The following is a 26155-nucleotide window of genomic DNA, read 5'->3' as shown; positions in this document are numbered from 1 at the left end:
CCAGTTTGCAGAGTGATTGGGGCCGATCACAGCATTTGAGATCGACACATATTCTGTGGGCGCTGGCGTGCCAGCGATGGCGCCCGGAAGGGCCAGGATGAGGGCTTTTTCAAGCTGCAAAAAAACCCCGCTCTTCAGCGGGGTTTTTTATCAGGCCGGTTGCACCTGCATGCCCACAGGCTGCAACGGCAGCAACGGTGCATGCGGATCGGCCTTCACCGACGCCCGCCACGCATCCAGCCATTCGGCATGGCCTTCGCTCCACACTTGCTCGTGCAGACGTGCCAGGGCCACCGGGTCGCTAAGCAATTGCAGGCGATCATGGTTGCTCAGCCCGGCCGGGCCGACCTTGATCGCGTGGCGCACGCGTTCCTGGCGCAGCCATTCGATCGGTTCGGCCTGACCGTGACGGGACGTCGCCAGCGAGCACGCCAGGGCGTTCTGCTGCGGGTCGACCACGGCGCGAATGAAGCCGTCGTTGAGTGCGTGATAACGGTTCTCGTGGGTGTACTGATCGGTCGCGAGCAACGCTTGCGGCGGATTGTATTCCTCGGGAATCAGGAACAGGCTCTCGTCTCGGGACTTGAGGCCCAGGCCAACGCGGCTGGAAATCACCGACACCGGAATCGACAGCATCAACGAACCGACGATCGGCACCAGCCACCACAGAAAGCTCGGGTTCAGCCAGATCACCAGCAGCGCCCAAAAGAAGCCCAGCAGTGTCTGCGGACCGTGGCGTTTGACCGCCTCGCTCCATGGCGTGGAGTCGTCGTCACGTTGCGGCGAGTTCCAGGTCGCGGCCCAGCCGAGGAACGCGGCGAGCACGAAACGCGTGTGAAAAATCATCCGCACCGGCGCCAGCAACATGGAGAACAGCATCTCCAGGAGCATCGACAGCGTCACTTTGAACTTGCCGCCAAACTCTTTCGCGCCCTTGGCCCAGATCAGGATGATGCTCAGCAGCTTCGGCAGGAACAGCAGCACGATGGTCGTCGAGAACAGCGCAATCGCTTTGTCCGGGTGCCATTGTGGCCACAGCGGATAGAGCTGGCGGGGTTCGAGGAAGTATTGCGGCTCCATCAGCGTGTTCACCGCCAGCAGCGCCGTGGATAACACCAGGAAGAAGAACCACAAAGGCGCCGACAGGTACGACATTACGCCCGTCAGGAATACCGCGCGGTGTACCGGGTGCATGCCTTTGACCAGGAACAGCCGGAAGTTCATCAGGTTGCCGTGGCACCAGCGACGGTCACGCTTGAGTTCGTCGAGCAGGTTGGGCGGCAATTCTTCATAGCTGCCCGGCAAGTCATAAGCAATCCACACGCCCCAGCCGGCACGGCGCATCAGCGCGGCTTCGACGAAGTCGTGAGACAGGATGGGACCTGCGAACGCACCTGTTCCCGGCAACGGCGCCAGGGCGCAGTGCTCGATGAACGGCTTCATGCGGATGATCGCGTTGTGGCCCCAGTAGTGGGATTCGCCCAACTGCCAGAAGTGCAGACCGGCGGTGAACAGCGGACCGTACACGCGGGTGGCGAACTGCTGCATGCGCGCATACAGCGTGTCCATGCCCGAAGCACGCGGCGCGGTCTGGATGATCCCGGCGTCCGGCGTGGCTTCCATCAGGCGTACCAGACTGGTCAGGCACTCGCCGCTCATGACCGAGTCGGCGTCGAGAACGACCATGTACTTATAGTCACCGCCCCAACGACGGCAGAAGTCGTCGAGGTTGCCGCTCTTGCGCTTCACACGACGACGACGACGGCGGTAAAAGATCTTGCCGAACCCCTTGGCTTCGCGGCAGACATCCAGCCAGGCCTGTTGCTCGGCCACGCAGATATCGGCGTCGTTACTGTCGCTGAGGACGAAGAAGTCGAAACGATCCAGATCACCGGTCGCGGCGACCGACTCGAAGGTTGCGCGCAAACCGGCGAACACCCGAGGTACGTCTTCGTTGCAGATTGGCATCACCAGCGCGGTGCGGGCGTCTTTCGGAATCGGCTCGTTGCCAGCGCTTTTACCGGAGATCCGGTATTTGTCGTGGCCAGTGAGCAATTCGAGGAAACCCATCAGCGCCGTCCAGAAACCGGCCGACACCCAGCAGAACAAAATCCCGAAAAGAATCAGGATGCTGGTTTGCAGCGCGTACGGCAGCACTTGCGTGGCGGTTTGCAGGATTGGCTGATGCAGAACTTCGTCGAGATCGACCAGCGACCAGCCTTGATACGGCATGATGCCTTTCATGTACCAGCCGGCAACAATGGTCTGGCCCAGCATCAGTACCAATAGAATGTGACGGCGGATCGAGCCGACCGTGCGCCAGCGTGCCGCCGGCAAGACATTCTCGTCTTTCGGCGGCTGCGGCGGGTTGGTACGACCGGTCAGACGGCGCCAGCCACGCACCAGAATATTGGTGCGCCACGGCTCCGGTACGACTTTGGTACGACGAATGGGCGGGGTCGCCTTGAGGCTGACCCGACCGCTGGCGTCAAGTACCAGCATTTCCGCTTCCTGCAGTTCTTCAGCCGTGCTCAAAGTCAGGCGCTTGCCCACCGAAGCCTGGGCGGCCTCGGTCGGGGCGTCGAACGTCGAGGACGACAGGCGTTCATGCAACTCGCTGAATGACTGGCAACCCGCGAGTTCCGCGCGCTGCGCGTCGGTCATCGGCAGATGCGCCAGATACTCGGAAAGCGTCTCTGGCTGTACTTGAGAGTTACTCATCGGCAGGCAACTGATAGCTCCAGGTCTCGGTCAGGACTACATCAGTCGATGCCGATTCCGGTGTGGCTGGGACCGCGTCAGCAGCAGCTGGCTGCTTGGCGTCTTTGGTGCTGGCCTTGTCCTTGGCATCTGCAGTCGTTTTGGCATCGGCCGGTTTGGCGCCTGCTGCGGCAGCGGCGGCTGCAGCGGCTTTGTCTTCCTTCTCCTGCTGCTTGGCGGCGACTTTATCGGCCTTGGCAACGGAGGAGTTCGACGCCGGCAGCGGCGACTTGGCCAGATCCGCCGGAACGACGGTCTGTGCCAGCGCGGCGCGCATTTCGGTCGACTTGCTCGGATCCTTGATTTTCATCCGCAGCGTCAGACGCCAGCCCTTGGTTTCAGGGTTGTAGCGCACGCTGTTTTCGACCAGTTCGGCGTTGTCGCCAACACTGACCTGGCTGCGCACGTCGGCATCCGGTGGCAGTGCCGCCAGCGACGGGCCTTCGAAGTCGATCAGGTAAGCCACGCTGCCGTCGGGCTGACGGATCAGGTTGGACTGCTTGACGTCGCCGGTGGAACGCAGGGTCTGATTAACCCAGGCGCTGTCCGGTGCGTGCAGGGCCGCTTCGTCGATTGTCCAGTGCATGCGGTAAGCGAAGTCCAGCGGCTGGCCTGGCTCCGGCAGTTTTTCCGGGCTCCAGAACGCAACGATGTTGTCGTTGGTTTCGTCGGCGGTCGGAATCTCGACCAGATCAACGGTGCCTTTGCCCCACTCGCCTTTCGGTTCGATCCAGGCGCTTGGGCGCTTGTCGTAGCGGTCGTCGAGGTCTTCGTAGTGGCTGAAGTCGCGGCCACGTTGCAGCAGACCGAAACCACGCGGGTTCTCGACGCTGAAGTTGCTTACGGCCAGGTGTTTCGGGTTATTCAGCGGACGCCAGATCCACTCGCCGTTGCCGGCATGGATCGACAGACCGCTGGAGTCGTGCAGTTCGCGACGGTAGTTGAGCACTTTCGACGGCTGGTTGGCGCCGAACAGGAACATGCTGGTCAGCGGAGCGATGCCCAGTTTGCCAACACGATCACGTAGGAACATGCGCGCCTTGACGTCGACAATGGTGTCGCTGCCCGGACGCAGGATCAGACGATAAGCACCGGTCGCACGCGGCGAATCCAGCAGTGCGAAGATCACCAGGTGCTTGTCGCCCGGCTTCGGCTGCTGAATCCAGAACTCGGTAAAACGCGGGAACTCTTCACCGGAAGGCAGCGCCGTGTCGATGGCCAGGCCACGGGCGGACAAACCATAGGTATGACCCTTGCCGACGACGCGGAAGTAGCTCGCGCCCAGCATGGTCATGATTTCGTCTTGCTTGTCGGCCTTGTTGATCGGGTACAGGACACGGAAACCGGCATAGCCCAGTTGTTCGGTGGCCTTGGGATCAAACTTCACATCGCCGAAATCGAAGCGGGTCGGATCATATTTGATCTGCTCGACGCTGTTCGCCGTGACTTCGTTGATTTTCACCGGCGTGTCGAAGTGCATGCCCTGATGATAGAAGGACAGCTTGAACGGGGTCTTTTGGTCGGCCCATTCAGCTTTTTCCGTGCGGAAACGAATTTTTTGATAGTCCGCGAACTTCATGTCGCGGAATTCGTTCGGCAGATTGCTGCGCGGGGCTTCGTACTTCTGCCCGGCCAGGTCTTTCGCCTTGGCCGACACATCATCCAGATTGAATGCCCACAGCTGGCCGGCACTGAACAGGCAGAGCAGCGCGGAGCCCGCTACCAGAGCACTGCGCAAGCGCTTGGCAGATAATTTTGGTGCATTACAGGGACTAACAATCACGAGCAACCCTCGCCGAAAACAGATCAATAAACCAACGGCCAGATGAAGTGCCTGTAGGGTTTTTGGCATAAACAAACCGACCCTTCAGCGCACCCTTGCCAAGTTGGCGAGCAATGTTCCGACTCCGCTGGGGCAAAATGATTCCCCAATCGGATCCAGACAAGTCTCTACCTAAGCCAAAATGGATCAACGAATGCTGATCCCCGCAGCGCGCGATTATCTAGTAGCCCGCGTGACAACGCATCAGGGGTAACAAAGTATTTATCGCGAAAAACCCCTGTTTTCAGTCGAAATACCCTGAAAAACATGTTTCAAGGGCTTTCAAGTCTGTAACAGGAACGTCACAGGGCCATCATTGACCAAATGCACCTGCATATCCGCGCCGAATCTACCTGATGCCACAGTGCCATGCACCTGTTTCGCCTTGCCTGATAGATAGTCGAACAGTTCTTCGCCAAGCGCCGGAGGTGCCGCCGTGGAAAAGCTCGGTCGCAACCCGCTTTTGGTGTCGGCGGCGAGGGTGAACTGAGAGACCAGCAGCAACCCGCCACCGACATCCGCCAAGGACAGATTCATCTTGCCCTCGGCGTCGCTGAACACCCGATAGTTAAGCAGCTTATGTAGAAGTTTGTCGGCGCTGATACGCGTATCGTCGGGCTCGATCGCTACCAGCACCAGCAACCCTTGATCCACCGCACCGACCACCTCTCCCGCCACTTCAACCCGCGCTGCGCTGACGCGTTGAAGAAGCCCCTTCATGCGTCTTCCGGCGGCAGGTCAAGCAGCCGGCGCGCCATGTTGCTCGCCGCGCGCACCAGTGCATCGGTGATGCCCGGCTCGGAGGCCGCGTGGCCTGCGTCGCGAATCACCTGAAGTTCGCTGTTCGGCCAGTTCTGGTGCAGTTCCCAGGCGTTATCCAATGGGCAGATCACGTCGTAGCGACCATGGATGATCACGCCGGGCAGATGGGCGATCTTGCCCATGTCGCGGATCAACTGGTTCGGCTCAAGGAAGGCGTTGTTGGTGAAGTAATGGCATTCGATCCGCGCAATCGACAACGCACGCTGCGGCTCGGAGAATCGATCGACTACAAGCGGGTTCGGACGCAGGGTCGCGGTGCGCCCTTCCCACGTAGACCAGGCCTTGGCCGCGTGCATCTGGGCGATCTGATCGTTGCCGGTCAGGCGCTTGTGGAACGCGCCGAGCAGGTCGTCACGCTCGTCCAGCGGAATCGGCGCGATGTAGTCCTGCCAGTAATCGGGAAACAGACGGCTGGCGCCGGTCTGGTAGAACCACTCGATTTCTTGCGGACGGCAGAGAAAGATCCCGCGCACGATCAGACCGTGTACGCGCTCCGGATGGGTTTGCGCGTAGGCCAGCGCCAGGGTCGACCCCCAGGAGCCGCCGAACAGCACCCATTTGTCGATGCCCAGATGCTTGCGGATGCGCTCAAGGTCGGCGACCAAGTCCCAGGTGGTGTTGTTTTCCAGGCTGGCGTGCGGCGTGGAGCGGCCGCAACCGCGCTGGTCGAAAGTAACGATTCGGTAGAGGTTGGGATCAAAATAACGACGACTCTGTGCATCGCATCCGGCGCCCGGGCCACCGTGGATGAACACCACCGGCAGGCCTTCCGGCGAACCGCTTTCGTCGACATACAGCGTGTGGGTGTCATCGACAGCCAGATCGTGCCGGGCGTGGGGTTTGATCTGCGGAAACAATGTCTGCATTGCGTGCTCCGTATGGGGTCGAGGTCATCCCAGGGGGGACGTCTATTATTCTGCCGTCCGGCATCATAAACCCGATTTACGTCAATGAGCATGCCCCAGAGCAAGCGGCAACGAGCGAGCCCTGTGTAGGAGCTGCCGAAGGCTGCGATCTTTTGCTTTTGTTTTAGAAGATCAAAAGATCGCAGCCTTCGGCAGCTCCTACACGTGGAGAGTGTTTAGGCGTTGTAGTGTTTATCGCCCCAGGCGAGGAAGCCTTGCAGCAGCTCTTTCAGTACAACCTGCGTGGGTTCGGCCAGATCTGCGCGGTAGCGGAACGGTTCGAACTCTTCCATGTAGGTGCACTGGCCCAGCTCCAGTTGCACGGCGTGGATGTCCCCGGCCGGGTTCCCGTAATGCCGGGTGATGTGGCCGCCCTTGAAACGACCGTTGAGCACATGGCTGTAATCGCCGTGCTGCGCGCAAATCGCTTCAAGCTGCGAGGCCAACTGCGGATCGCAACTGGCGCCGTTGAAAGTGCCGAGGTTGAAGTCCGGCAGTTTGCCTTCGAACAGGTGCGGGATGATGGAGCGGATCGAGTGCGCGTCGAACAGCAGCGCGTAACCGAACTCGGCCTTCAGTCGCGCCAGTTCGTCTTGCAGGGTACGGTGATACGGCGTCCAGATTTGCTCAAGATACGTCGCGCGTTCTTCTTTCGAAGGCTCCAGTCCTTCGCGGAATAGCGGGATGCCGTCGAACAGCGTCGCCGGATACAGACCGGTGGTAGCGCCTACGTATAAAGGCTTGTCGTCGGACGGCCGGTTCAGGTCAATGACGAACCGTGAGTATTCGGCAGCCAACGTGCTGGCGCCCAGTGCCTCGGCGAAATCGTACAGCTGCGGAATGTGCCAGTCGGTGTCCGGCAGGCTTTTCGCATCGGCGATCAGGCCTTTCTCTACCGTCGGCGTCAGGCGCAGTCCGGCGTGGGGCATGCTGATCAGCAGCGGCACGCGACCTTGTTTGAAATTCAGAACCTTATCCACAACCGCTCTCCTACAGATTCGTTTCGACGCCGTGACGCACGACGCGTTTGTCCAGATCGCCGCCCAGCCAGTACGCCAGATCCGCCGGCCGATCAATGTGCCAGGCGACAAAGTCAGCAACCTTGCCAACTTCCAGCGAACCGTGAGTGTCGGCCATGCCCAATGCTTGCGCGGCATGAATCGTGGCGCCGGCGATGGCTTCTTCCGGGGTCATGCGCAAGCAGGTGCAGGCCATGTTGAGCATTAGGCGCAACGACAGCGCCGGCGAAGTGCCGGGGTTAAGATCCGTGGCGATAGCGATCTTCACGCCGTGTTTGCGCAGGGCGTCCATCGGCGGCAATTGGGTTTCGCGCAGGAAGTAAAACGCCCCCGGCAACAGCACCGCGACAGTGTCGGAAGCGGCCATGGCGATGGCGTCTTCCTCAGTCATGAATTCCAGGTGATCGGCCGACAGCGCGTGGTAGCGCGCGGCCAAGCTAGAGCCATGCAGCGACGACAGTTGCTCGGCGTGCAGCTTCACCGGCAAGCCGAGTTTCTGCGCGGCGATGAACACGCGCTCGACCTGCTCCGGCGAGAACGCCAGGTATTCGCAGAACGCGTCCACGGCATCAACCAGCCCTTCGGCGGCGAGCGCCGGAAGCATCTCGGCGCAGATGTGCTCGATGTAGTCGTCGGCGCGACCCTTGTACTCCGGCGGCAACGCGTGAGCAGCGAGGCAGGTGCTGCGCACGCTGATCGGCAGCTCGGCGGCGAGACGACGGATGACCCGCAGGGTCTTGCGTTCATTGGCCAGATCGAGGCCGTAGCCGGATTTCATTTCAACCGTAGTCACGCCATCGCGAATCAGGCTTTTCAAGCGTTTGGCAGCGCTAGCGAACAACTCATCTTCCGAGGCTTCGCGGGTAGCGCGCACGGTGCTGGCGATGCCGCCGCCGGCCGCTGCGATTTCGGCGTAGCTGACGCCTTGCAGGCGCTTTTCAAATTCGCCGCTGCGGTTGCCGCCGAACACGGTGTGGGTGTGGCAATCGATCAGGCCGGGGGTGACCCACGCGCCTTGCAGATCGTTGACCGTCGGGTATTCGCCGGCCGGCAGTTCAGCCCGCGGGCCGATCCACTCGATGTGCGCGCCCGAGGTGACGATGGCGGCGTCTTCGATGATCGAATAGACACCCTGCGCCATGGTTGCGACGTGGCAGTGTTGCCAGAGGGTTTTCATCCCAAGTCCTCGTCTTGTTCAAAATCATATCGCTGGCAAGCCAGCTCCCACAGGGAGCAACGCTGTACCTGTGGGAGCTGGCTTGCCAGCGAAGGGGCCTTTACAGGCTAGGCAAAAGCTTCGCCGGAATCAGGTCAGTCAAACACCGCGACGCCAGCAATTCAGTCGCCGCAATAATGTCCGGCGCAAAGAAGCGATCCTTCTCATAGAACGCCACTTCTTTACGCAGAATCGCCCGCGCCGTTTCCAGCTTCGCCGAGGTCTTCAGACCGTTGCGCAAATCCAGCCCTTGCGCCGCCGCCAACCATTCCACCGCGAGAATCCCGCGCGTGTTCTCGGCCATTTCCCAGAGGCGTTTACCAGCGGCGGGCGCCATCGATACGTGATCTTCCTGGTTCGCCGACGTCGGCAGGCTATCCACCGAATGCGGATGCGCCAGCGCCTTGTTCTCGCTCGCGAGCGCCGCAGCGGTCACCTGGGCAATCATGAACCCGGAGTTCACCCCGCCATTGGCCACCAGAAACGGCGGCAATTGCGACATGTGCTTGTCCATCATCAGCGAGATACGCCGTTCGCTCAGCGAGCCGATTTCGGCGATGGCCAAGGCCATGTTGTCCGCCGCCATGGCCACCGGTTCGGCGTGGAAGTTACCGCCCGAAATCACATCGCCTTCCGTCGCGAACACCAACGGGTTGTCGGACACGGCGTTGGCTTCGACCGCCAGCACTTCAGCGGCCTGGCGGAACTGGGTCAGGCAGGCGCCCATGACTTGCGGCTGGCAACGCAGAGAATAAGGATCCTGCACCTTGTCGCAGTTCTGGTGCGATTCGGACACTTCGCTGCGCTCACCGAGCAAGTCGCGATACGCGGCAGCAGCGTCAATCTGGCCTTTCTGCCCGCGAGCGGCATGAATGCGCGCGTCAAACGGCGAACGCGAGCCCAGCACCGCTTCAACCGTCAGACCGCCCAGCGCCAGCGCTCCGGCAAACAGATCTTCTCCTTCGAACAACCCGCGCAATGCAAACGCGGTGGATACCTGCGTACCGTTGAGCAGCGCCAGACCTTCTTTCGCCGCCAGTGTCAGCGGTGCCAGACCAGCAACTTTCAGCGCTTCGGTCGCTTCCATCCATTCGCCCTTGTAGCGCGCCTTGCCCTCGCCCAGCAGCACCAGCGACATGTGCGCCAGCGGCGCGAGGTCGCCGGATGCGCCCACCGAACCCTTCAGCGGAATGTGCGGATAGACCTCGGCATTGATCAGCGCAATCAGCGCATCAATCACCACGCGGCGGATGCCGGAAAAACCACGGCTGAGGCTGTTGACCTTGAGCACCATCACCAAGCGCACCAGCGCATCGCTGATCGGCTCGCCGACACCGGCGGCGTGGGACAACACCAGTGAGCGCTGGAGATTTTCCAGGTCTTCGCTGGCAATACGCGTCGAGGCCAGTAGACCGAATCCGGTGTTGATGCCGTAAGCGGTACGGTTTTCGGCGAGGATCTGTTCGACACAGGCGACGCTGGCTTCGATCTGCGCCGAGGCGCTGTGGTCGAGAGTCAGCGTGACCGGGTGCTGATAGATGTCACGCAATTGAGCCAGGCTCAATTGGCCGGGAATCAGATTCAAGGCAGTCATTTCGTGCTCCTTTTGAGAGTTTTTATTGGCTTGCCAGTCGCTCCGGAGCACTCCGTTATCCGTCGCATTTCGCCTTGTGGGCGATCCGCGCCTTGGCACGCTGGCAGGTGTTGTTCAGTGCAGATTCGGTAAAGCGTTGTGCAGCAGATTCGGGTCTTTCAGGACGCTGGCGGCGACGGCGATGTCCGGTGCCAGCCAGCGATCCTGGTCATAGGCGGGAACGCGCTCGCGCAGCAGTCGCCACGCGGTATTCGTGCCGTGGCCAAAGCGTTGCTCTTTGAGGAATTCAAAAGCCTGGGCCGCGAGCAGGTACTCGATGGCAAGAATCTGCGTGCAGTTTTCCAGCGCGCGGTGCAGCTTCAGCGCGGCGTTGGTGCCCATGCTCAGATGGTCTTCCTGCAAGCCCGAGGTGACATAGTTGTCGAGCACCGCCGGTTGCGCCAGTTGACGGTTCTCCGCACACAGCGAGGCGGCGACGTATTGCACGATCATCATCCCGGAGTTCACGCCCGGATTGGCCACGAGGAACGCCGGCAAACCGCTGACGAGCGGGTTGATCAGGCGATCCAGACGGCGCTCGGCAATCGAGCCGATTTCGGCCATAGCGATGGCCAGCAAATCCGCTGCCAGCGCCACCGACTGCCCGTGGGGGTTGGCTTGCGACATGACGCGGAAATCGTCCGGCGTGCCCAGCAGCAACGGGTTGTCAGTGCAGCCGTTGAGTTCGGTTTCCACTTGTTTGATTGCGTGCGCCAGTTGATCGCGGGCGGCGCCGTGCACTTGCGGAATTGAACGGATGCTCAAGGCATCTTGGGTGCGAATGCCTTTGCTTGCGGCAATCACTTCACTGCCCTCGAGCAAGGCACGCAGGTTGAAACCCACCTGTTGCATGCCCGGGTGCGGTTTGAGCGCGATGATTTCGGCGTCGAACGCAGCGATCTGGCCGCGCTGGGCCTCAAAACTCATGGCGCCGATCACGTCGGCCCATTGCAGCAGGCGCTTAGCGTCGGCAATCGCCAGGCAACTGAGACCGCTCATGCACGGCGTGCCGTTGACCAGGCACAACCCGTCTTTCGCGCCGAGTTGCACCGGTTGCAGGCCTTCTTCGGCCAGCGCTTGCTGCGCCGAAACGATCTGCCCGCGATAGCTGACGTTGCCCACGCCAATCAGCGCAATGCTGATGTGAGCCATGTGGGTCAGATAGCCCACCGAGCCTTGCGAGGGAACCTGCGGGGTGATGCCGCGATTGAGCAACGCCAGCAGCGCTTCCACCACTTGGCGGTGAATTCCGGATTTGCCCTGGCTGTAATTGAGGATCGCCGCGCAGAGAATGGCGCGGGTCTGCTCGTCGGGCAGTGGCGCGCCGACGCCACAGGCGTGGCTGAGCAGCGTGTTGCGCGAAAGCTGGCTGAGTTGCTCGTCTTGCAGCGAGACGTTGCACAGCGCGCCAAGGCCCGTATTGACGCCATAAGCGCGCTCGCCGCTGGCGACGATGCGCTGAACGATGGCCTGGGCATTGTCGATGCGCGCCCAAGCGCTGTTCGACAATTCGAGCGGCGCGCCATGGCGGGCGACGGCGACCACATCCTGCCAACGCAACGGGGCGTCGGCGATAACGATTTTTTCAGCCTTCGACATCTAAAACCTCAACCGTAATATTGATGCAGCTGTACCGACCCCATCGCTGGCAAGCCTGCTCCCACTGGGGAGCTCCATTGCTCACCCAATCTCTGTGGAGCTGGCTTGCCGCTCCCACAGAGGTCTTTGGCGTTCACACAATCCTTGTGGGAGCTGGCTTGCCAGCGATGAGGCCAGTCAACGCACTGCATAACTCATATCAAACCACCGCCGCGCGCCGCTGCACGAACCGGTCGACGTACTCGTCCGCCGGCGAATGCAAAATCTCCCGTGGCGTGCCGACCTGAATCAACCGGCCGTCCTTGAGGATCGCGATGCGGTTGCCGATGCGCACGGCCTCGTCGAGGTCGTGGGTGATGAAAACGATGGTCTTGTGCAACGTCTTTTGCAGCTCCAGCAATTGATCCTGCATCTCCGCACGGATCAGCGGATCAAGGGCACTGAACGCTTCGTCCATCAAAATGATGTCGGTGTCCGCCGCCAAGGCGCGAGCCAGACCCACACGCTGACGCATGCCGCCGGAGAGTTGGTGCGGGTATTTGTTTTCGTAGCCTTTGAGGCCCACGGTGTTGATCCAGTGCAGCGCGCGCTCGGCGCACATTTGCTTGGTCTCGCCGCGCACTTTCAGGCCGTAGGCGACGTTGTCGAGCACGGTCTTGTGCGGCAGCAGGCCGAAGCTCTGGAACACCATGCTGATCTTGTGCCGGCGAAATTCGCGCAAGGCGTCCATGTCGTATTGCAGGATGTCCACGCCGTCCACCAGGATCGCGCCGCTGGTCGGGTCGATCAGACGATTGAAATGGCGCACCAGGGTGGATTTGCCGGAACCGGACAGGCCCATGATCACAAAGATTTCGCCGGTGGCGATGCTCAGGGACAAATCGTTGACCCCGACCACGCAACCGGTTTCGCTCAATACCTGATCCTTGGTCTTGCCCTGGCCAACCATCGCCAGCGCATCCTTGGAACGATTGCCGAAAATCTTGAAGACGTTTTTGACTTCGATCTTGCTCACGGTTGCGTTGCTCATTTGCTCACCTCATGCCGTGGACGACCGTATGCCTGAGTAATGCGGTCGATGACCACTGCGAGAATCACGATCGCCAGACCGGCCTCAAGCCCGCGTCCGACGTTGAGGGTCTGAATGCCCACCAGCACGTCTTCACCCAAGCCACGGGCACCGATCATCGAGGCAATCACCACCATCGACAGGGCCATCATGGTGGTCTGGTTGATCCCGGCCATGATGCTCGGCAGGGCCAGCGGCAGTTGCACGCCGAACAGTTGCTGCCAGCGATTGGCGCCGAATGCGTTGATCGCTTCCATCACTTCGCCGTCGACCTGGCGGATGCCCAGATCGGTCAGGCGAATCAGCGGCGGCGCGGCGTAGATCACCGTGGCGAAAATCGCCGGCACCTTGCCCAGTCCGAACAGCATCAGCACCGGAATCAGGTACACGAAACTCGGCATGGTTTGCATGATGTCGAGCAGCGGCATCAGCACCGAACGCAGGCGATTGCTGCGCGCCGAAAGAATCCCCAGGGGAATGCCGATCAGCACCGAAATGATCGTCGCCACCATCATCAGCGCCAACGTCTGCATCAACTTGTCCCACAGGCCGACGGCGCCGACCAGGAACAGCAACCCGACGATCACTGCCGTGGTCAGCACTTTGCGCGTCGCGTGCCAGGCCACAGCGCCAACGATTACCAGCATCAGCCACCACGGTGCAGCGCGCAGCAGGCCTTCAAGGTTGACGATGGCCCACAACAGCGTGTCGGAGATCTGGCGGAACACATCACCGTAGTTGGTGACCAGCGAATCGACCCAACCGTTGACCCAGTCGGCGATGGAAAAAGTAAAGCTTTCGGGAAACATAAGGCGGCTCTCAATCAGGAAACTCAATCAAGCGTAGTGCAGCGAATACCCCGGCCCGCCTCGCGGTGGGCCGGGAGCGATCGATTTACAGCGCCGCGTCGATTTTCTTGGCTGCGTCTTCACTGACCCACGCATGCCAGACTTCAGGATGTTCCTTCAGGAAGATCTTCGCCAGTTTCGGCGACTCGATCCGCTCTTTAGCCATGCGACCCAGATTCTGGTTGAGCAGATCGATGGGCAGGTTGACCTTTTCCAGCACGGCGACCAGCTCCGGCGCTTGTTCGTAGAAGGTTTTAGACAGGCCGACCTTGATGGTCACGCGCTTGTCGACGCCTGCTTTTTCTTCAAGCTTGACCAGATCGACCTGGCCCATCAGCGGCGTTGGCGACCAGTAGTAGAAAAGGATTGGCTCGCCACGCTTGTAGCTCGACAGCACGGCGGCATCCAGCGCAGGGCCGGTACCCGGGCGGAAGTTGGTGTAACTGCTTTCCAGACCGTAGCTCTTGAGCATTTCGCTGTTGTCCAGCTCACAGGTCCAACCGGCCGGGCAGTTGTAGAAACGGCCCTTGGACGGCTCTTCCTGATCCTTGAACACGGCCGCGTATTTGCCCAGGTCAGCGATGTTTTTCAAATCCGGCGCTTTCGGTTCAAGCTTGCGCTTGGCATCGCCTTCGATCACGTAGCGCGGCACGTACCAGCCCTCGATCGCACCGACCACGGGGGCGCCGACACCGACGACCTTGCCGGCCTTCTCGGCCTTGTTCCAGACCTCGCTTCGACCAACCCATTCTTCGGCAAAAATCTGGATGTCGTTGCTGCTCAGAGCGTTTTCCATGGTGATGGAGTTGCCCGGCAGGCTGTCGGTCTTGCAGTCGTAGCCTTTTTCCAGCACCACTTGCAAAACGTCGGTCAACAGCATGCCGCTTTCCCAGTTCAGGCCGGCAAATTTCACCGGTTTGCCCGATTCGCACCAACCGGCCGCCTGGGTGGCGCCGGCACTGGCCAGCAGGCCCATGGACAGCAATGTGGTCAGCAGGGTCTTGTTCGATTTCATTGTTGTGACGCTCCTAATCATGAATGGGCTTACGGCAGTCAAGAGGCATCCAGCCCTGTCCACGTCCCGTCAGGCCTGCGCCGCAGCGCGACCTGTTGCACTTGTTTGAGGGGCAGCAACGCTGTCCTGCTCGACCGGCAGAATCAGCTGATCGGGCACCGCGCTGTGCCATTTTTTCGCGCACAGGTAGTACACGACGGCGGGCAGCACCAGACCGATGATCCAGGAAATATCCACATCGCCCAGCGTGGCCACCAGCGAGCCGGTGTAGAACTTGGTCGAGATGAACGGCAACTGCACCAGCACACCGAACACGTAGACGCTGATGCCGAGAAGGTTCCAGCGACCGTAGCGACCGTTCGGATCGGCCAGCGCCGGCACGTCATAACGCTCGCGGGTGATGCAGTAGTAATCCACCAGGTTGATCGCGCTCCACGGTGTGAAAAACGCCAGCAGGAACAGGATGAACGACTTGAACGCACCGAGGAACGAGTGCTGGCCGAGCAACGCCATCAGTGTCGCGGCTCCGACGATGACCAACACGAAGAGCAGCCGTTGCAGGCGCGTGACCTTCAGGTCGCCACGGAACCCGCTGATGATGGTCGCGATGCACATGAAACTGCCGTAGGAGTTCAGCGTGGAGATGGTGACCTTGCCGAACGCGATGCTGAAATAAAGCAACGCGGCGGTGGCACCGGTGCCGCCCAAACCGACGATGTAAGCCACTTCATGACCGGCGAACTGGCCGTTGGCGGAAGCGGCGGCGAACACACCGAGGATCATTGCGACTTGTGCGCCGATGACCGAGCCGGCACCGGCGGCGAAGAACGTTTTCGCCGCTGAAGTCTTGCTCGGCAGGTAACGCGAATAGTCCGCCACGTAAGGGCCGAACGCGATCTGCCAAGAGGCCGCGAGCGACACCGCCAGCAGAAAGCTGCTCCAGCTGAAGTGACGGATTTGCAGAAGCGCGCCGACGTCGGTCTGGCTCATCAGGCGCCAGAACAGGAAAACAAAGGCAATCACCCCAATGACGCTGGCGACCCGGCCGATCCAGTGGATCACCCGATAACCGAGCACTGTGACCAGCACGATGACACTGGCGAAGATCAGAATGCCGACACTGTCACTGACACCCAACAACTGACCCAGCGCCTGACCAGACAACACGGTGCCCGTCGCGGTGAAGCCCAAGTACATCAGGCACACCAGCACAATCGGGATCGCCGCACCATAAACGCCGAACTGCACGCGGCTGGAGATCATCTGCGGCAAGCCCAGCTTCGGCCCTTGCGCCGCGTGCAACGCCATCACACCGCCGCCGAGCAATTGCCCGATCAGCAAACCGATCAGCGACCAGAACACGTCACCGCCCAGCACCACGGCCAAGGCCCCGGTGACAATCGCGGTGATTTGCAGGTTGGCGCCCATCCACAGGGTGAACTGGCTGAACAGACGACCGTGTCTTTCCGCTTCCGGGATGTAGTCGATCGAGCGTTTCTCGATCAACGGTTTGTTGCCTGCACGATCGGTGTTAACAGCCATGGTTCAACCTCTGTGGATTGTTTAATTGCTTTGTCCGGCTCGCTCGAATCCTGCGGGAGCTGGCTTGCCTGCGATGACGTCGGCACCTTCAACATCTGTTCCAGCAGTGCCACCGCTATCGCTGGCAAGCCAGCTCCCACAGGGATTTGTGTTACTTGGCGCCGGTGATCATGGGCAGGTTCAGGCCCTGCTCCTTGGCGCAGTCGATGGCGATCTGGTAACCGGCATCGGCGTGGCGCATGACACCGGTGGCCGGGTCGTTGTGCAGCACGCGAGCGATACGCTCGGCCGCTTCGTCAGTGCCGTCGCAGACAATCACCATGCCCGAGTGCTGCGAGAAGCCCATGCCGACGCCGCCGCCATGGTGCAGGGAAACCCAGGTCGCGCCGCTCGCGGTGTTGAGCAGGGCGTTGAGCAGTGGCCAGTCGGACACGGCGTCGGAACCATCCTGCATCGATTCGGTTTCACGGTTCGGGCTGGCGACCGAACCGGAGTCGAGGTGATCGCGACCGATCACGATCGGCGCCGACAACTCGCCGCTGCGCACCATTTCGTTGAACGCCAGACCGAGCTTGGCGCGCAGGCCCAGGCCGACCCAGCAGATACGTGCCGGCAGCCCCTGGAAGCTGATGCGCTCGCGGGCCATGTCCAGCCAGTTGTGCAGGTGAGCGTCATCCGGGATCAGCTCTTTGACCTTGGCGTCGGTTTTGAAGATGTCTTCAGCGTTGCCCGACAGCGCCGCCCAACGGAACGGGCCGATGCCACGGCAGAACAGCGGACGGATGTAGGCCGGTACGAAACCCGGGAAGTCGAAAGCGTTTTCCACGCCTTCTTCCTGGGCCATTTGACGGATGTTGTTGCCGTAATCGAAAGTCGGCACGCCCATTTTCTGGAAGTCCAACATCGCTTTGACGTGCACGGCCATCGATTGCTTGGCGGCTTTGATCACGGCAGCGGGTTCGGTCTTGGCGCGAGCGCGGTATTCGTCCCAGCTCCAACCGGCCGGCAGGTAACCGTTGAGCGGGTCGTGGGCGCTGGTCTGGTCGGTGACCATGTCCGGGCGCACGCCGCGCTTGACCAGTTCCGGCAGGATTTCGGCCGCGTTACCCAGCAGCGCGATGGAAATCGCCTTGCCTTCTGCGGTGTATTTGGCGATGCGTGCCAGCGCGTCGTCGAGGTCTTTGGCTTGTTCATCGACGTAGCGGCTCTTCAGACGGAAATCGATGCTCACCTGCTGGCATTCGATGTTCAGCGAGCACGCACCGGCCAGAGTGGCGGCCAATGGCTGCGCGCCGCCCATGCCGCCCAAACCGGCGGTCAAAACCCACTTACCGGTGAGGTTGTCGTTGTAATGCTGGCGACCGGCCTCGACGAAGGTTTCGTAAGTGCCCTGGACGATGCCCTGGCTGCCGATGTAGATCCAGCTGCCCGCCGTCATCTGGCCGTACATGGCCAGGCCTTTGGCGTCGAGTTCGTTGAAGTGTTCCCAACTGGCCCAGTGCGGCACCAGGTTGGAGTTAGCGATCAGCACACGCGGAGCGTTGCTGTGAGTCTTGAACACGCCGACCGGTTTGCCCGATTGCACCAGCAGTGTTTCGTCGTCGTTCAGGTGGGTCAGGCTTTCGACGATCTTGTCGTAGCACTCCCAATTACGCGCGGCGCGACCGATGCCACCGTAAACCACCAGTTCTTTCGGGTTCTCGGCGACTTCCGGGTCGAGGTTGTTCATCAACATGCGCAGCGGCGCTTCGGTCAGCCAGCTCTTGGCGGTCAGCGTGTTACCGCGCGGGGCACGGATTTCTACGTCACGAAACTTGGTGGTCTTATTGTCAGTCACGAAAAACACTCCTCGGCAATCTATCCAAACCAACCCTGGCAGTGGGCAAGCGAGCCTGTGCGCATCGTTGCGCTCCAGGCGAATCAGTGGACGCTGCGGGGAGTCTCTGGCGACTCATACGCATACGTCTTTACTTGTACATACAAGCATATGCAATCAAGCGGCCAACTTGTTGGATGGGTGTTCAGGAAAGAATCTGGAAAAGGCTGGAGGTCGCCTGAATCAAGGGTTGAGGCGTGGATGAAATTTTCGGAAAGGGATTTTCGAGGGTCGGTGCGGAGGGTTACATCGGCGTGTTTTGCGCCACGCTGGGGCGTTCGGTAACAAGATGGTGCGCTTTGGGGAACGTTTAAAAGCAAAAGATCGCAGCCTTCGGCAGCGCCTACACGGGGATCTGCGATAACCCTGAAGGCGCTGCCGAAGGCTGCGATCTTTTACCGTTTCTAAATCAGCGTGCAGTCAGCTCAATCACACAGCACGAAGCATTGACGGAAACTTCTACAAGGCCAGTGTTACCGTCCAGTTGCAGGCAATCATGTCGACCCAGTTGAGAGGCGCTGCCATCGACGCGCACTTCCAGCAACTCATTGACACTGAACACCACGACGGTTTGCGCCGCGCTTAAAAACCGTTGCTCACCGTCCAGCCACTGCAAACGCGCCATGTAACGTTGCGGCGCATAGATCAGATTGAAATCGCGGATCGGCCCGCCAAGCAATGTGCATGTCACTTTGCTTTCGCCGCTGAAGGCAAACGGGTCGAGCGGTAACAACGGCCGCGCATCCAGGCCATCAACGCGCAAGGACATACCGTCACCCTGCAATACCGTGATCACCCGCTGGTAACCGGCGAATGTCGAGAATCCGCCCGATTCGGCAATGTCGGCAATCGACAGGCGCCAACCGAAACCATCAAGGCCGGTGCCGGCGTCGCGGGTGATTTCCTCGGTACTGCCGCCGCCGTTTTTCCACGGCATGCGCGGGTAGCCCTCGGCACGCAAAACTTTCAGCACAGTCATTTATGGAACCGCCCTTCCAGACGATGACGCGAACCCGGATGGATCAGACGCGCAGCGGTCACCGGCTGACGGCCCGACCAAGTGCGACGGCGGATCAGCAGGCACGGCTCGCCCTTTTCGATCAGCAGCAATTTGCACTCGGACGGCTCGGCGAGGATCGCTTCAACCACATGCTCGCCTTCGGTCAGCGGCGCAACCTGGTTCAAGTACGCGTAGGGCGTTTGCAGGGTGAAGTCTTGCTTGAGGTAGTCCGGGGCGACGAGCGCGTTGACGAACCGGTCTTCGATTTGCACAGGAATGCCGTTTTCGTAATGCACGATCAACGAATGGAACACCTTCTGCCCTTCGCGCATGTCCAGCGCCAGCGCGCGCTCGGAGCCGGCGGCCTCTTCTTCCAGGGTGATCACCTGGCAGGTGTGGCGATGACCACGGGAGGCGATTTCATCGGCGATATTGTGCACTTCGAACAGCGCCGACTGGCTCTTGGGTTCAGCGACGAAGGTGCCGACCCCTTGCATGCGCACCAACAGGCCGTCGGCGGTCATTTCGCGCAGGGCACGGTTGATGGTCATGCGGCTGAAGCCCAACTGGCTGACCAGCTCGCTTTCCGACGGCACGCGGTAGTGGGGCGGCCAGTTTCCGCTGTCGATCTGCTGGGTGATCATCTGTTTGACGCGGGCGTACAGGGGCGCCGGACTGTCGCCCATGTTCGCGGCCAACGGAGAGACGGGGGGCGGAGTCGGCACGGTTGATCCCTGTTCTGCGGTTAGAAGTCGATAGCTTGCCGGAGTTTACCGAGCAGGCAAACGTCTGTATATGTATATACAAATAAAACACGACGGGGTTACGAACCATGTCCGCCTTCTTTGCCGAACGCGCGCTGCTGCCTAGTGGATGGGCCAACAATGTACGTCTTGAGGTCAATGCCGCCGGCGTATTGACGAAAATACTGGCCGATTCCACCGCAGATGACGCCGAACGGTTGAGCGGCCCGGTGCTGCCGGGAATGCCGAATCTGCACTCCCACGCCTTCCAGCGAGCGATGGCGGGACTGGCCGAAGTGGCCGGCAATCCGAATGACAGCTTTTGGACATGGCGCGATCTGATGTACCGGCTCGTCGGAAAAATCAGCCCGGATCAGCTCGGGGTCATCGCTCGACAGCTGTACATCGAAATGCTCAAGGCCGGTTACACCTCGGTCGCCGAATTTCACTATGTGCACCACGACAGCAGCGGCCAGCCCTACGCGGATCCGGCCGAGCTGGCGTTGCGCATCAGCCAGGCGGCGAGTTCCGCCGGCATCGGCCTGACCTTGCTACCAGTGCTCTATAGCCACGCCGGTTTTGGCGGGCAAACCCCGAATGACGGCCAGCGCCGGTTCATCAACAGCACCGAACACTACCTGAAGCTGCAATCTCGCCTGCAACCGCTGCTCGCCGGGCAACCGGCGCAGTCCCTTGGATTGTGTTTCCACTCATTGCGCGCGGTCACGCCGCAGCAGATCAGCGAGGTGTTGGCAGCCAGTGACAAGCAGTGCCCGGTGCACATCCACATCGCCGAGCAGCAAAAGGAAGTTGACGACTGCCTGAGCTGGAGCGGCCGTCGTCCGCTGCAATGGCTGTATGAAAACGCCGAGGTCGACCAGCGCTGGTGCCTTGTCCATGCGACCCACGCCAACGCCGAAGAAGTGTCGCTGATGGCCAAGAGCCGCGCGATTGCCGGCCTGTGCCTGACCACCGAAGCCAACCTGGGCGACGGGATTTTCCCGGCGGTGGACTTCCTTGCTCAGGGCGGGCGCATGGGCATCGGCTCCGACAGCCATGTGTCGCTCAGCGTGGTGGAAGAATTGCGTTGGCTGGAATATGGCCAGCGCTTGCGCGATCAGCGGCGAAACCGTTTGTATGGCGCGGAGCAACCGATGGTCGGGCGCACGCTGTATGACGCAGCGCTGGACGGCGGTGCTCAGGCGTTGGGCCAGCCAATCGGGGCGCTGGAGGTGGGCAAACGGGCAGACTGGATTGTGCTGGACGGCAACGATCCGTATCTGGCGACCGCGTCGGGCGACGGGATTCTGAATCGCTGGTTGTTCGCTGGCAGTGATCGCCAGGTGCGTGACGTGGTGGTCAACGGCCAATGGGTCGTGCGCGATGGACGACATGCCGGGGAAGAAGATAGCGCTCGTGCGTTTACCCAGGTGTTGCGCGAGTTGCTCGGTTAATTGATTGATCGTTCCCACGCAGAGCGTGCGAACGATCATTGCGCGCGGCTAGTTCGAGGTTTTGGCCATCTTCTGATCCGACGCTCGCCAGATCAGGCGCGTGGTGTCGTAACCCTGCTGACGCGCCTTGCTCTGCAATTCTTCACGCACCACACCGTTGATGGTCGGGGTGCGCGACAACAGCCAGAGGTATCGGCGGCTCGGGTCGCCGACAAGGGCGGTCTTGTAGTCATCGCTGACGTAGAGGATCCAGTATTGGCCCTTCGCCAAACCCGGAATCAGGCGCGAAAACCAGGTATCGAACTCGACCCACAATTTGTCGGTCTTGCCCGGCACCTGTGGATAAGCCGTGCCTTTGGCTTCTTCCCATGTCCAGTCTTCGGTCAGGCAACGGTTGAACACCGCGATATTGCCGTCGGGCTTGAGGCTGTAGCGCGCTTCGGACTGCGCGCAGTTGCGCTGGAAAAACATCGGCAAACGCGCCTGCTCGTACCAAGTGCCCTGATAGCGCTCCAGGTTGACGCTGTTGACAGTTTTGGGCGCCAACGGATCGTCACCGTGTGTGGCGCAGCCAGCCAAAACCAGGCCGGCAAAAAGAACAATCAGTAACCGCTTCATTTTTTCTCCCGTGGACGCTTGGCCCCGGTTTACTTCAGGCCTTGGCCGGAAAACATCAGCACTTTGTCACCGGCGTACTGCACGCTGATAAAGCTGTTTTTGTCGCCCCAGGTGCAACTGGACATACCGAGCGCGCCCGAACAATCGGCGGGTTTGCCGAGCAAGCTTTCAACCTCGGCTTTAGCCATACCGGCGGAGAGCTTCGAGTAGTTTTCCTGATTGACCTTGCTGCATGCGACCAACAACACGCAAAACGAAAGCAGGGCGATGGATCGCAGCGACATGGTGAAACTCCTGGAGCGAAAGGGGGTCGGCATGGTGCCGACCAGAACCTTAGAAGAGAAAACCCCTATCTGGTTCCCTGACCAGATGGCTATTTGTTCACCCGCCCGTCCGGCATTCGATCGATGAATCAGACACTTTGTCAGCCTGTAGGACGTTTCATCGCTTTTCGTCCGAAAACGCCTAATCTTTGGCGCCTTTCAGTCGAAATAAGAGCAGCGCAACGCCTTCGACTATGGCAAATTGCCGCCCGATTCCTGACCCGTCCCTTCGCGGTAGTTCAATCAATGACCAGAAACATGAAATTCAGCCACAAGATCCTGTTGGCTGCCGCCCTTGTGGTGGCCGTTGCATTCGCCTGTTTCATCCTGTTCAACGATTATCGCCAGCGCGAGACCTTGCGCAGCAGCACCGAAACCTCGATGCAGGAACTTGGCAGCCTGACGACCAGCAATATCCAGACCTGGCTGGAAAGCCGCATCCACTTGCTGCAATCGATGTCCCAGCAGATCGTCGCCGACGGCAACGCCACAGCCAGCCTCAAGCGCGTCATCGACCTGCCCGCCTACACCGGCAACTTCCAGCTCAGCTATTTCGGCGGTGCTGACGGCGTGATGTTCTCCGTCCCGGCCGGTAACCGTGCGCCGGATTACGATCCGCGTGCCCGTGGCTGGTACAAAGCGGCCGACAGCGCTCGTCAGACCATTGTCACCGAACCGTACATTGCCGCTTCGTCGGGCAAACTGGTGATCACCGTCGCGACGCCCGTACAACGTCAGGGCCAGATGATCGGCGTGGCCGGTGCCGACATCGACTTGACCAGCGTTAGCGCGATCATCAACTCGCTGAGCTTCGGCGGCCACGGCCATGCGTTCATCGTCAGCGCCGACGGCAAGATCCTGATCCACCCAAACAGCAAACTGGTACTCAAGAGCCTCGCCGAGGCGTATCCGAACGACACGCCGAAGGTCAGCGCGGGCCTGAAAGAGGTCGAGTTCGACGGCAAGACCCAGTTCATCTCTTTCACGCACGTCAACGGCGTGCCGTCGGCTGACTGGTACGTGGCGCTGGTGCTGGACAAGGACACGGCGTTCTCGATGCTCAGCGAATTCCGCACCTCGGCGCTGATCGCCATGGTCATCGCCGTGGTCATCATTATTGTTCTGCTCGGGATGCTGATCCGCGTGCTGATGCAACCCTTGCTGACCATGGGCCGCGCCATGCATGACATCGCCGAAGGTGAAGGCGACCTGACCAAACGCCTGACCATCCACGGCAACGATGAATTCGGTGCGCTGGGCACCTCGTTCAACCGTTTCGTCGAGCGTATCCACACGTCCATTCGCGAAGTGTCCTCGGCCACCGGCCAGGTCAATGAGGTCGCCCTGCGCGTGGTCGCAGCGTCGAACTCGTCAATGTTCAACTCCGACCAGCAAGCCTCGCGTACCAGCAGCGTGGCCGCCGCGATCAACCAGCTCGGCGCCGCTGCCCAGGAAATCGCCCAGAACGCCGCCCTCGCCTCGCAACACTCCAGCGATGCACGCAGCCTGGCGGTCGACGGCCAGCACGTGGTGGATAAAACCATCGATGCGATGCAGCAGTTATCGGCAAAGATCAGCGACTCCTGCGCCAACATCGAAACCCTGAACAGCAACACGGTGAACATCGGCCAGATTCTGGAAGTGATCACCAGCATCTCCCAGCAAACCAACTTGCTGGCGCTGAACGCGGCCATCGAAGCGGCCCGTGCCGGTGAAGCCGGTCGCGGTTTTGCGGTAGTGGCGGACGAGGTACGCAACCTCGCCCACCGGACGCAAGATTCGGCGCAGCAAGTGCAGAAGATGATCGAAGAGCTGCAAGTCGGCGCACGTCAGGCGGTCAGTACCATGACCGACAGCCAGCGCCAGAGCGAAAGCAGCGTCGGCATCGCCAACCAGGCCGGCGAGCGCCTGGGCAGCGTGACCCAGCGCATCGGCGAAATCGACGGCATGAACCAATCGGTGGCCACGGCGACAGAAGAGCAGACGGCGGTTGTTGAGTCGATCAACGTGGACATCAACGAAATCAACACGCTGAACCAGGAAGGCGTGGAAAACCTGCAAGCAACGTTGCGAGCGTGTTCGGATCTGGAACAGCAGGCGGCGCGGTTGAAGCAGTTGGTGGGTAGTTTCCGGATTTAAGCTGCAGTTCCGGCCTCATCGCGGGCAAGCCCGCTCCCACAGGTATCGTCGGTGCTTACACAATATGTGTTCCACCACAAAAACTGTGGGAGCGGGCTTGCCCGCGATGACGTCAGCAGCAGCGCTGAAGGTTTAGAACCGTGAACCCGGCTGCGAAAGAAACTCAATTTCCTCAGCCGTAGACACCCGCCCCAACACGGCATTGCGATGGGGAAACCGCCCAAACCGCGCAATCACTTTCTGATGCCGCTCGGCATAGTCCAGGTTGTCGGCAAACACCGCCCGCTCCCCTTCCGGCTGTTCAGCCACCAACTCCATGAACCTGGACACCGCTTCGTTCTGCACGGCGAGGTTTTCGCAGTGTTCGAACACCAGATAAACGAACACCCGCTGGATCGGCTTCAACTGCCGGTCAAAATCCGCAGCGACACCTTAGGCGACGAGTTTCTGCGCGCGCAGATCGCCGGAGAATGCTTTGGGCGTGTCGCGAAAGATCATTCGCGGGAGTTGATCAAGCAGCAGCACCACCGCCAGCCAACCGTCGGGACATTGCGTCCACTCGGTCAATTCGCCGGCCAGGGCCTGTTCGACAAAGACCCCGAAACGCGTCTGCGCCTCGAGGTCCTGGCTGTCGCGTTTACCGAACCACAACTTGCCCTTTTCAGCCGAAATATCGTTTGGTGATTCGGCCTGTCCGAACCACCAATCGAGCAACGGTTGCCAGGGCGCGTTCATGGTTTACGCCTTGTGGTAAGCCGTGGCGCGTTCGACTTCTTCTTTCGAGCCGAGGAATACCGCCACGCGCTGGTGCAGGCCTTCCGGCTGAATGTCGAGGATGCGCTGGTGGCCGTCGGTGGATGCGCCGCCGGCCTGTTCGACGAGGAACGACATCGGGTTGGCTTCGTACATCAGGCGCAGTTTGCCCGGCTTGGATGGCTCGCGGCTGTCGCGCGGGTACATGAACAGACCGCCACGGGTCAGGATGCGGTGCACGTCGGCGACCATCGCGGCCACCCAGCGCATGTTGTAGTTCTTTTTCAGCGGGCCTTCTTCACCGGCCAGCAGTTCGCCGACGTAGCGCTGAACCGGAGCTTCCCAGTGGCGCTGGTTGGACATGTTGATCGCGAATTCCTGAGTGGACGTCGGGATGGTGATGTCTTCGTGAGTCAGCACGAAGCTGCCCATTTCGCGATCCAGCGTGAAGCCTTTGACGCCGTCGCCCAAGGTCAGCACCAGCATGGTTTGCGGGCCGTAGATGGCGTAGCCGGCGGCCACTTGCTGAGTGCCTGGCTGCAAGAAAGCCTTCTCGTTCAGCGGCTCGTTCTGGCTCAGGTATTCGTTCGGGCAGCGCAGTACCGAGAAGATGGTGCCGACCGGGGCGTTGATGTCGATGTTTGACGAGCCGTCCAGTGGGTCGAAAACCAGCAGGTACGCGCCTTTCGGGTATTTGCCCGGGATCTGGTAGGCATTGTCCATTTCTTCGGACGCCATGCCGGCCAGGTGACCGCCCCATTCGTTGGCTTCGAGCAGGATCTCGTTGGAAATCACGTCGAGCTTCTTCTGCACTTCGCCTTGCACGTTCTCAGTGCCCATACTCCCCAGAACACCGCCCAGGGCGCCTTTGGATACGGCGTGACTGATCTCTTTACAGGCACGCGCCACCACTTCGATCAGGAAGCGCAGATCGGCAGGAGTGTTATTGCTGCGGGTCTGCTCAATCAAATAGCGACTCAAGGTAACGCGGGACATGGA

At 60.6% G+C, this 26155-nt stretch carries 20 protein-coding genes and 2 pseudogenes; 3 read left to right on the top strand and 19 right to left on the bottom strand.

Translation table 11 applies throughout. From position 1 onward, the window contains the following. Positions 1-150: 150 nt before the first annotated feature. The 15 genes from mdoH to hutC form a co-directional block, all read right to left on the bottom strand. Positions 151-2721, bottom strand: a complete 2571-nt coding sequence (gene mdoH, locus GIW69_RS22935; protein WP_236485049.1) for a glucans biosynthesis glucosyltransferase MdoH — start codon at positions 2719-2721, stop codon at positions 151-153. Then, positions 2714-4543: a glucan biosynthesis protein G gene (locus GIW69_RS22930; RefSeq protein WP_236485048.1), complete on the bottom strand. Its 1830-nt coding sequence runs from the start codon at positions 4541-4543 to the stop codon at positions 2714-2716. The genes mdoH and GIW69_RS22930 overlap by 8 nt, the downstream gene beginning before the upstream one ends. A gap of 321 nt (positions 4544-4864) precedes the next feature. Beyond that, entirely contained in the window at positions 4865-5302 is a 438-nt protein-coding gene (gene dtd / locus GIW69_RS22925) for a D-aminoacyl-tRNA deacylase (protein WP_236485047.1), read from the bottom strand. Continuing rightward, positions 5299-6270 carry a prolyl aminopeptidase gene (gene pip / locus GIW69_RS22920; protein WP_236485046.1) on the bottom strand — a complete coding sequence of 324 codons (972 nt, stop codon included), beginning with the start codon at positions 6268-6270 and terminating at the stop codon, positions 5299-5301. Before pip ends, dtd begins: the two co-directional genes overlap by 4 nt. A 215-nt stretch (positions 6271-6485) precedes the next feature. Then, positions 6486-7289, bottom strand: coding sequence for an N-formylglutamate deformylase (gene hutG, locus GIW69_RS22915; protein WP_236485045.1), 804 nt, complete (start codon positions 7287-7289; stop codon positions 6486-6488). Positions 7290-7299: 10 nt separating this feature from the next. Next, positions 7300-8505: an imidazolonepropionase gene (hutI, locus tag GIW69_RS22910; RefSeq protein WP_236485044.1), complete on the bottom strand. Its 1206-nt coding sequence runs from the start codon at positions 8503-8505 to the stop codon at positions 7300-7302. Between the two features lie 100 nt (positions 8506-8605). Further along, positions 8606-10138 carry a histidine ammonia-lyase gene (gene hutH / locus GIW69_RS22905; protein WP_236485043.1) on the bottom strand — a complete coding sequence of 511 codons (1533 nt, stop codon included), beginning with the start codon at positions 10136-10138 and terminating at the stop codon, positions 8606-8608. Between the two features lie 114 nt (positions 10139-10252). Further along, positions 10253-11776 (bottom strand): histidine ammonia-lyase, encoded by a 1524-nt coding sequence (hutH, locus tag GIW69_RS22900; protein WP_236485042.1) that lies wholly within the window; start codon positions 11774-11776, stop codon positions 10253-10255. A gap of 199 nt (positions 11777-11975) precedes the next feature. Continuing rightward, positions 11976-12806 (bottom strand): quaternary amine ABC transporter ATP-binding protein, encoded by an 831-nt coding sequence (locus GIW69_RS22895; RefSeq protein ID WP_236485041.1) that lies wholly within the window; start codon positions 12804-12806, stop codon positions 11976-11978. Then, a complete protein-coding gene (locus tag GIW69_RS22890; protein WP_236485040.1) occupies positions 12803-13654 on the bottom strand; it encodes an ABC transporter permease in 852 nt (283 codons plus the stop codon). The genes GIW69_RS22895 and GIW69_RS22890 overlap by 4 nt, the downstream gene beginning before the upstream one ends. 85 nt (positions 13655-13739) lie before the next feature. Then, a complete protein-coding gene (locus GIW69_RS22885; protein WP_236485039.1) occupies positions 13740-14708 on the bottom strand; it encodes an ABC transporter substrate-binding protein in 969 nt (322 codons plus the stop codon). A gap of 69 nt (positions 14709-14777) precedes the next feature. After that, the gene (locus GIW69_RS22880; RefSeq protein ID WP_236485038.1) at positions 14778-16250 is read right to left on the bottom strand and encodes a purine-cytosine permease family protein; all 1473 of its coding nucleotides are present in this window, start codon (positions 16248-16250) and stop codon (positions 14778-14780) included. A 151-nt stretch (positions 16251-16401) separates the two neighbouring features. Beyond that, positions 16402-18087: a urocanate hydratase gene (hutU, locus tag GIW69_RS22875; protein WP_236485037.1), complete on the bottom strand. Its 1686-nt coding sequence runs from the start codon at positions 18085-18087 to the stop codon at positions 16402-16404. Positions 18088-18535: 448 nt separating this feature from the next. Further along, the gene (locus GIW69_RS22870; protein WP_236485036.1) at positions 18536-19105 is read right to left on the bottom strand and encodes a HutD family protein; all 570 of its coding nucleotides are present in this window, start codon (positions 19103-19105) and stop codon (positions 18536-18538) included. After that, positions 19102-19812, bottom strand: a complete 711-nt coding sequence (hutC, locus tag GIW69_RS22865; protein WP_236485056.1) for a histidine utilization transcriptional repressor HutC — start codon at positions 19810-19812, stop codon at positions 19102-19104. Before hutC ends, GIW69_RS22870 begins: the two co-directional genes overlap by 4 nt. A gap of 146 nt (positions 19813-19958) precedes the next feature. On the opposite strand from hutC, the gene GIW69_RS22860 reads away from it, so the two are divergent. Then, positions 19959-21323 (top strand): formimidoylglutamate deiminase, encoded by a 1365-nt coding sequence (locus GIW69_RS22860; RefSeq protein WP_236485035.1) that lies wholly within the window; start codon positions 19959-19961, stop codon positions 21321-21323. Between the two features lie 48 nt (positions 21324-21371). Here GIW69_RS22860 and GIW69_RS22855 read toward each other — a convergent pair whose 3' ends face one another. Further along, complete coding sequence (locus GIW69_RS22855; RefSeq protein WP_236485034.1) at positions 21372-21941, bottom strand: lipocalin family protein; 570 nt, start codon at positions 21939-21941, stop codon at positions 21372-21374. 29 nt (positions 21942-21970) lie between these two features. Then, positions 21971-22225 (bottom strand): outer membrane protein assembly factor BamE, encoded by a 255-nt coding sequence (locus GIW69_RS22850; RefSeq protein WP_236485033.1) that lies wholly within the window; start codon positions 22223-22225, stop codon positions 21971-21973. Positions 22226-22348: 123 nt separating this feature from the next. On the opposite strand from GIW69_RS22850, the pseudogene GIW69_RS26470 reads away from it, so the two are divergent. Both GIW69_RS26470 and GIW69_RS26465 read left to right on the top strand, forming a co-directional pair. Next, positions 22349-23545, top strand: a pseudogene (locus tag GIW69_RS26470) (HAMP domain-containing protein); the annotation flags it as partial. Between the two features lie 93 nt (positions 23546-23638). After that, complete coding sequence (locus GIW69_RS26465) at positions 23639-24403, top strand: methyl-accepting chemotaxis protein (protein ID WP_496570949.1); 765 nt, start codon at positions 23639-23641, stop codon at positions 24401-24403. Positions 24404-24535: 132 nt separating this feature from the next. On the opposite strand, the pseudogene GIW69_RS22840 reads toward GIW69_RS26465, so the two are convergent. Continuing rightward, positions 24536-25138, bottom strand: a pseudogene (locus GIW69_RS22840) (DUF924 family protein). Positions 25139-25141: 3 nt separating this feature from the next. Then, entirely contained in the window at positions 25142-26152 is a 1011-nt protein-coding gene (locus GIW69_RS22835; RefSeq protein ID WP_236485031.1) for a class 1 fructose-bisphosphatase, read from the bottom strand. Between the last annotated feature and the right edge of the window lie 3 nt (positions 26153-26155).

Source organism: Pseudomonas syringae (genome assembly GCF_021605415.1).
Classification (GTDB): Bacteria; Pseudomonadota; Gammaproteobacteria; order Pseudomonadales; family Pseudomonadaceae; genus Aquipseudomonas; species Aquipseudomonas syringae_S.
This window is presented reverse-complemented; position numbering and strand designations above follow the sequence as displayed.

Excerpts from the sequence above, each read along its gene's own strand:
- GIW69_RS22890 (WP_236485040.1), bottom strand. The coding sequence starts at position 13,654 with ATGTTTCCCGAAAGCTTTACTTTTTCCATCGCCGACTGGGTCAACGGT.
- GIW69_RS22855 (WP_236485034.1), bottom strand. The coding sequence starts at position 21,941 with ATGAAGCGGTTACTGATTGTTCTTTTTGCCGGCCTGGTTTTGGCTGGC.
- GIW69_RS22870 (WP_236485036.1), bottom strand. The coding sequence starts at position 19,105 with ATGACTGTGCTGAAAGTTTTGCGTGCCGAGGGCTACCCGCGCATGCCG.
- GIW69_RS22860 (WP_236485035.1), top strand. The coding sequence starts at position 19,959 with ATGTCCGCCTTCTTTGCCGAACGCGCGCTGCTGCCTAGTGGATGGGCC.
- GIW69_RS22835 (WP_236485031.1), bottom strand. The coding sequence starts at position 26,152 with ATGTCCCGCGTTACCTTGAGTCGCTATTTGATTGAGCAGACCCGCAGC.
- GIW69_RS22885 (WP_236485039.1), bottom strand. The coding sequence starts at position 14,708 with ATGAAATCGAACAAGACCCTGCTGACCACATTGCTGTCCATGGGCCTG.
- pip (WP_236485046.1), bottom strand. The coding sequence starts at position 6,270 with ATGCAGACATTGTTTCCGCAGATCAAACCCCACGCCCGGCACGATCTG.
- GIW69_RS26465 (WP_496570949.1), top strand. The coding sequence starts at position 23,639 with ATGTTCAACTCCGACCAGCAAGCCTCGCGTACCAGCAGCGTGGCCGCC.
- hutC (WP_236485056.1), bottom strand. The coding sequence starts at position 19,812 with ATGGGCGACAGTCCGGCGCCCCTGTACGCCCGCGTCAAACAGATGATC.
- dtd (WP_236485047.1), bottom strand. The coding sequence starts at position 5,302 with ATGAAGGGGCTTCTTCAACGCGTCAGCGCAGCGCGGGTTGAAGTGGCG.
- hutH (WP_236485043.1), bottom strand. The coding sequence starts at position 10,138 with ATGACTGCCTTGAATCTGATTCCCGGCCAATTGAGCCTGGCTCAATTG.
- mdoH (WP_236485049.1), bottom strand. The coding sequence starts at position 2,721 with ATGAGTAACTCTCAAGTACAGCCAGAGACGCTTTCCGAGTATCTGGCG.
- hutH (WP_236485042.1), bottom strand. The coding sequence starts at position 11,776 with ATGTCGAAGGCTGAAAAAATCGTTATCGCCGACGCCCCGTTGCGTTGG.
- GIW69_RS22895 (WP_236485041.1), bottom strand. The coding sequence starts at position 12,806 with ATGAGCAACGCAACCGTGAGCAAGATCGAAGTCAAAAACGTCTTCAAG.
- GIW69_RS22850 (WP_236485033.1), bottom strand. The coding sequence starts at position 22,225 with ATGTCGCTGCGATCCATCGCCCTGCTTTCGTTTTGCGTGTTGTTGGTC.
- GIW69_RS22880 (WP_236485038.1), bottom strand. The coding sequence starts at position 16,250 with ATGGCTGTTAACACCGATCGTGCAGGCAACAAACCGTTGATCGAGAAA.
- hutI (WP_236485044.1), bottom strand. The coding sequence starts at position 8,505 with ATGAAAACCCTCTGGCAACACTGCCACGTCGCAACCATGGCGCAGGGT.